This window comes from Trichococcus ilyis (assembly GCF_900109135.1).
GTDB classification, from domain to species: Bacteria; Bacillota; Bacilli; order Lactobacillales; family Aerococcaceae; genus Trichococcus; species Trichococcus ilyis.
In genome coordinates this window covers 67,827-74,268 of the sequence record NZ_FNYT01000014.1, presented here as the reverse complement: position 1 = coordinate 74,268, position 6,442 = coordinate 67,827, and the positions used below count along the sequence as shown (strand labels likewise).

At 47.6% G+C, this 6,442-nt stretch carries 4 protein-coding genes and 1 pseudogene; 1 reads left to right on the top strand and 4 read right to left on the bottom strand.

Going from position 1 to position 6,442, the window contains the following annotated elements; translation table 11 throughout:
* Positions 1-180 (top strand): annotated as a pseudogene (locus BMX58_RS14665) (IS701 family transposase); the annotation flags it as partial.
* Positions 181-312: 132 nt separating this feature from the next.
* On the opposite strand, the gene citX reads toward BMX58_RS14665, so the two are convergent.
* From citX to uvrB, 4 genes are all read right to left on the bottom strand, one after another.
* Entirely contained in the window at positions 313-876 is a 564-nt protein-coding gene (gene citX / locus BMX58_RS08305; protein ID WP_068623626.1) for a citrate lyase holo-[acyl-carrier protein] synthase, read from the bottom strand.
* A gap of 634 nt (positions 877-1,510) precedes the next feature.
* The gene (gene pnp, locus BMX58_RS08300) at positions 1,511-3,622 is read right to left on the bottom strand and encodes a polyribonucleotide nucleotidyltransferase (protein ID WP_068623628.1); all 2,112 of its coding nucleotides are present in this window, start codon (positions 3,620-3,622) and stop codon (positions 1,511-1,513) included.
* A gap of 223 nt (positions 3,623-3,845) precedes the next feature.
* A complete protein-coding gene (gene rpsO, locus BMX58_RS08295) occupies positions 3,846-4,115 on the bottom strand; it encodes a 30S ribosomal protein S15 (protein ID WP_068562194.1) in 270 nt (89 codons plus the stop codon).
* 138 nt (positions 4,116-4,253) lie between these two features.
* Entirely contained in the window at positions 4,254-6,245 is a 1,992-nt protein-coding gene (gene uvrB, locus BMX58_RS08290; RefSeq protein WP_068623630.1) for an excinuclease ABC subunit UvrB, read from the bottom strand.
* Between the last annotated feature and the right edge of the window lie 197 nt (positions 6,246-6,442).

Sequence of the window (6,442 nt, the reverse complement as noted above, 5' to 3'; positions counted from 1 at the left end):
CAGGAGAGGTATGCCCATTTGAAGGAGGAAAGTTCTCAAGTGAAGAAACAACTCATTGGAATGGCGATCCAGCAGGAAGTATTTTTCTATACTTTCGTGCTTTCCATCGAAAATAGGATTAAATCGCTGGCAATCCTAAAGGCTTATGAGCAATGGGTTGAAGAAAAGCACAATTTTTAATTACTTGTAAAGTGGTGTAGAAATTTTTAATCTATTTTTTAAATCCAACAAAAAACATTCCAAGCAGAAGCCCGGCAGCTTTGCTTGGAATGTACCTTGGTGGTTGTGTTCACATGTAAAACACCGGCATCATCAATCCAGCCGGACTCTTCCATCCTCCGCCAGAATGGATTCGATTTTCTTTTGGATCTCGTCTCTGCTGTGCCTGCTCGAGTTTTCGCATTCAAAAGTGTCATCCCCGCAGATCATGCATTTTCTGGGTTCATATCCTATTTCCATTCGCTGCACTTCGATCATCTTGCCTTCTTCCAGGTAAAATACGCTGATTGTGAACAATTGACCGATCGGGCTCCCATCTTCGATCATGATGGCAGCTTGCTTCACGGCGGTCGGGTAGGTATCCACGACGACAAAATATTCCGGCCCTGTATCCAGATCCATCAGTTTTTCGTACGTGACTTTCCATTTGTTTTTCTCAATCGCTGCCTTGACTTCCTGGATGCCTATTTCAGAAATTTGCCTTACGATTGCATTGTATTTGACAGGACCAGGAATATTGCACTTCAGGGCAATCAGCGTTTGATTGGCATTCGTCTTACTGATTTCCTCTTCAAAAAAGGCTCGTTGTTCCCTTGAGGCCAACACTTCCTTGAGCGTAGGCATTTGGCCTTGCGAGAAAATAGATTCTGCTACCATTGCACTCATCCTTTACTATTGATTTTTTCACTCTTCACAAACGAAAACTGAAGCGGACACTCTCCAAAATATTTCCGTTTCGTCAGGCTTTACCTTCGCGCTGCTGTTGGGTCCGAGCTCGTGCTGCCTCACGGCGGGATGCCATTTTGGCCAGTAATAATGATGCTGCCATTATTTATCACAAAATCTCACAGGAAAAGCCTCTATTTCAGGCAATTTCACTATATTTCAGACTCGATTCATCAGGAGAACGTTTCTATGGCTGTGACTTCTGAAGTTTATCAAGGGGCGCGCGTATCCGGCAAAATAATTAAAGCGTTTACATTCACAAGGACGATATCCGCAAATAAATTATCCAAAAAATGTTGCTGGAAAAATTTATTTCTCTTATCCCTATAATAACGCTTTTGGGCGAAAAATTCATTGATTTACTATTAAAATCTGTAATAAAACAATATCACTGCATTTGGCAGGATTATTAGATTAATCCCTTTGCGCTTTCTTTTTGCGCTCGGACAGCCAATTCAAAAAAACCGGCCTTTCCTTCTTTGAAGGCTAGGTCGGTTCATTCTGTTTCGGTCTTCTTTTCCCAGTAATGCTGTCTTACTGAAACTTGCCGCAGAAAGTTATTTGGTTATTTTTTTTCTTCCTTCGGCAGCAATGCTTTGCGCGAAAGATTGATTCTGCCTTGTCTGTCGATTTCGATGACTTTGACTTTGACTTTGTCTCCGATCGCAAGAATGTCTTCGACTTCTTTGACGCGTTCGTTGGCCAACTCGGATATATGGACCATGCCGTCTTTGCCTTTAGTGATCTCCACGAAAGCACCGAATTTTTCGATACGTTTTACTGTTCCTTCGTAAATTTCACCGACTTTGACTTCATGCGTCAATTCTTCAATGATCTGTTTCGCGCGTGCAATCATCGCGGCATCTGCTGAAGCAATGCTCACATTACCTTCTTGATCGATATCGATCTTGACGCCGGTTTCTTCGATGATGCTGTTGATCGTGTCTCCGCCCTTGCCGATGACGACTTTGATCTTCTCAGGTTTGATCTGCATCATTTCGATCTTAGGAGCGTATGGAGACAGTTCTTCGCGAGGAGCCGCAAGCGTGCTTGTCAATTCCGCAAGAATTTCCATGCGCGCTTTTTTGGCTTGCATCAACGCTTCGGTCAGGATTTGTTCCGTAATGCCTTGGATTTTGATGTCCATCTGCAAAGCAGTGATACCTTCGCTTGTTCCGGCAACTTTGAAATCCATGTCGCCCAAATGGTCTTCCAGGCCTTGGATGTCCGTCAAGACTGTGTAGTTTTCGCCTTCCATCACCAATCCCATTGCGATGCCCGCAACCGGCGCTTTGATCGGTACACCGGCATCCATCAGAGCCAGCGTGCCGGCGCAGATGCTTGCTTGTGAAGAGGAGCCATTGGATTCCAGCACTTCCGAAACCAAACGGATCGTGTAAGGGAAGTCGGCTTCAGTCGGGATGACTTGCTTCAATGCGCGCTCACCCAATGCCCCATGCCCGATTTCGCGGCGTCCCGGACTGCCTGCTCTGCCAGTGCTGCCGACCGAGAATTGCGGGAAGTTGTAATGGTGGATGAAACGTTTGCTTTCTTCCATACCCAAACCGTCGATGATCTGATGTTCGCCAAGCGGGGCCAAAGTACAAGCCGACAAAGCTTGCGTCTGTCCGCGGGTGAACAGGCCGGAGCCGTGTACGCGCGGCAACAATCCGACTTCTGATGCCAATGGGCGGATTTCGTCGATTTTACGTCCATCAGGGCGAATCTTATCGACCGTGATCAAACGGCGGACTTCATCTTTTTCCATGTTTTCCACGATTTGGCGGACTTCTTTGACGATTTGCGCAAAGTTGGCGTCCTCCAAATATTTTTCGTTGAAGAACGCAATTGCTTCCGCTTTGACGTCTTCGATCGCAGCTTCACGAGCCAATTTCTCCTCAGTCATGATGGCTGTGGTCATTTTTTCGCCGTAGGCAGCGTTCACTTCCTCCACCAGTTCCGGGTTCAGAGCCAGCAACTTGACTTCCATTTTTTCTTTGCCGACTGCCGCTACGATTTGGTCCTGGAAGTCGCACAGCTCTTGGATCGCCTTGTGGCCGAACAGCAATGCTCCAAGCATATCTTCTTCATTCACCATCGCAGCACTGCTCTCAACCATGTTGATGGCAGCTCGCGAACCGGCAACCGTCAATTCGATATCGGACGCTGCATTCTGCACCGGCGTTGGGTTCAAGACATACTCACCATCTACGCGGCCCACATTCACCCCAGCGATCGGTCCGTAGAAAGGAATATCCGAAATCGCCAATGCCAACGAGGAGCCGAACATGGCAGCCATTTCGGGAGCGCAATCCTGCTCGACGGACATGACGACGTTTGTGATCTGCACTTCGTTACGGAAGCCTTCAGGGAACATTGGTCGGATTGGGCGGTCAATCAAACGCGCCGTCAATGTGGCGTTTTCGCTTGGACGGCCTTCACGTTTGATGAATCCTCCAGGAATTTTTCCGACTGCATACATTTTTTCTTCATAGTTTACCGTCAATGGGAAGAAATCGGTATCTTTTGGTTCTCTTGAACCTACAGCAGCCGTCAACACAACGGTATCTCCGTATCTCACCAATACCGCACCATTCGCTTGCTTGGCCAACTGGCCGATTTCGACTTGCAGCAAACGGCCTGCCCAGTCCATTTGGAACACTTTTTTTTCTGACATGTTATCATTCTCCTTTTGCAATGCTTCCCATCTACCAACTACTAAACAAATGTCAACCTACCTCTGTCGATAGGTTCACATTTGCATAGTAGCGGTCTGTAGAGCGGGAGCCTCATTCTATTATAGCCGATTGCTCAGCATTTTTGCACTCATTCACCGAAAAATCCCAAAAAATAAGCGAGATCCACAGTGGAATCCCGCTTGAAATATCTCAGCCACGAAATTAACGACGTAGGCCTAATCTTTGGATCAATTCACGGTAACGTGCAACGTCTTTGTTGCGCAAGTAAGCCAACAAGTTACGACGGTGTCCGACTTTTTTCATCAAACCACGGTAAGAATGGTGGTCTTTTTTGTGGACGCGTGCGTGCTCGTTCAAGTGGTTGATTTCATACGTAAGAACTGCGATTTGCACTTCAGGGGATCCAGTATCTCCTTCGTGAATAGCGTATTCTTTGATGATTTCGTTTTTAAGTTCTTTTGAAATTGCCATTTTTTTCACCTCTTTCATAAAGTTACCTTTCACTGAGTAAAACGTTGGTGAATCGTTTAACCAAGTTGAAGGTCGTATATATAATACATGGAATAGTTTACCTTAATTCCTTACCGATTGCAAGTAAAAAAGTTTGGTTCACAGCCCTTTGTATTCTGACTTCAGCTCCAGCACCATATCGCGGATTTCAGCCGCTTTTTCAAAATTGAGCGCTTTGGCGGCTTCCCTCATTTCCTTATCCAGTTGATCGAGGGCTTCGCGGCGTTGTTCCATCGTCATCGCTTTGTAGATGGACATGATGCTGGCCTCTCCTTCAGCAGCTTCCGGCGCATGCGTGATGCTGATTCGGTCACGGACCTCCTTGATGATTGTTCTCGGTATGATTCCATGCTCAATGTTGTAGGCTTCCTGGATCGCGCGGCGTCTGTTCGTTTCATTGATGGCCCGCTCCATCGAATCCGTGATGCGGTCCGCGTACATGATGACTTTCCCGTTTTCGTTCCGCGCAGCCCGGCCGATTGTCTGGACAAGCGAGCGTTCGCTCCGCAGGAAACCTTCCTTATCGGCATCCAGGATGGCTACAAGCGAGACCTCCGGGACATCCAGCCCTTCCCGCAGCAGATTGATGCCGATCAGCACATCGAATTCGCCCAGTCTGAGATTGCGGATGATTTCTGCGCGCTCCAGCGTTTTGATTTCGCTGTGCAGATAATTCACTTTGATGCCGACCTCTTTCAGGTAATCCGTCAGGTCTTCCGACATCTTCTTCGTCAGGGTCGTGATGAATACCCGCTCGTTGCGTTCGATGCGCAGATTGATCTCACTGATCAGATCATCGATCTGGCCTTTGATCGGACGCACTTCCACAATCGGATCCAGCAGGCCGGTCGGACGGATGATCTGCTGGGCAACATAGGGGCTTTGTTCATATTCGTAAGGACCTGGAGTAGCTGAGATATAGATGATCTGATTGACCCGCTCCTCGAATTCCGCCAGAGTCAAAGGCCGGTTATCCAAGGCGCTCGGCAGACGGAATCCATAGGCCACCAGCTGCTCTTTGCGTGCCCGGTCCCCATTGTACATGCCGCGTATCTGCGACATCGTGATGTGCGATTCATCGATGACCGTCAGATAATCATCCGGAAAAAAATCAAGCAGAGTGTAAGGAGGTTCTCCGGGAGCGCGCCCATCCATGTGTCTGGAATAGTTTTCGATTCCGTTGCAGTATCCCATTTCCATCAGCATTTCCATGTCATAATTGGTGCGCTGTTCCAACCGTTGGGCTTCCAGCAGTTTGTTTTCTTCGCGCAGCACTTTCAGGCGTCCCCTCAGTTCTTCCCTGATTGTGTCGACCGCATGCAAGGTTTTTTCTTCGTTTGCCACAAAGTGCGTGGCAGGAAAAACGGGAAAATGCTCGACGTCATTCTTTATTTCCCCGGTCAGGACGTCCACTTCCCTGATCCTGTCGATCTCATCCCCAAAAAACTCGACCCGGATGGCCTCATTGTCGCGGGAAGCCAAGAAAATCTCGACCACATCCCCGCGGACACGGAAGGTTCCGCGCCGGAAGTCGATATCATTGCGTTCGAACTGCATTTCAACCAATCTGCGGAGCAGCTCATTCCGTTCCATTTCCATCCCTTGCCTTAACGATAACGTGTGCTCCTTGTAGTCCAATGGATTCACCAAACCATAGATGCAGGAAACCGAGGCGACCACAATCACGTCCCTTCTTTCCAGCAACGAACTGGTTGCAGAATGACGAAGCTTATCGATTTCATCATTTACGCTGGACTCTTTTTCTATATAGGTATCACTGGATGGGACATAAGCTTCAGGCTGGTAATAGTCATAGTAACTCACAAAATATTCAACGGCATTGTTCGGGAAAAATTCCTTCAACTCGCCGTACAATTGCCCTGCCAACGTCTTATTGTGCGCGATGACAAGCGTCGGCTTATTCACTGCCTGGATGACGTTCGCTACCGTAAAAGTCTTACCGGTCCCCGTCGCGCCCAATAAGGTTTGCGCCCGTCTTCCCTGGTTCAATCCGCCGACAAGCTCTTGGATGGCTTCCGGCTGGTCTCCGCTGGGCTGATAAGGGGAAACCAATTCAAACTGATCTTTCATATCGCTCCACCTCTTTGCGTACTGTTAAGATTATTCTACCACCCAAACATACTTTCGTACACTATGTTGCTTTTCCATCTTCTCGCCTGATTTTGACGCAAAAACCCGGAAAATAGTGTCCTGAAATTCAAGTCCGAAGTGGGCAAAAAAGGAATCTCTTTCATTTTTTATTGCACAACCCTCCAAAATTATGTATA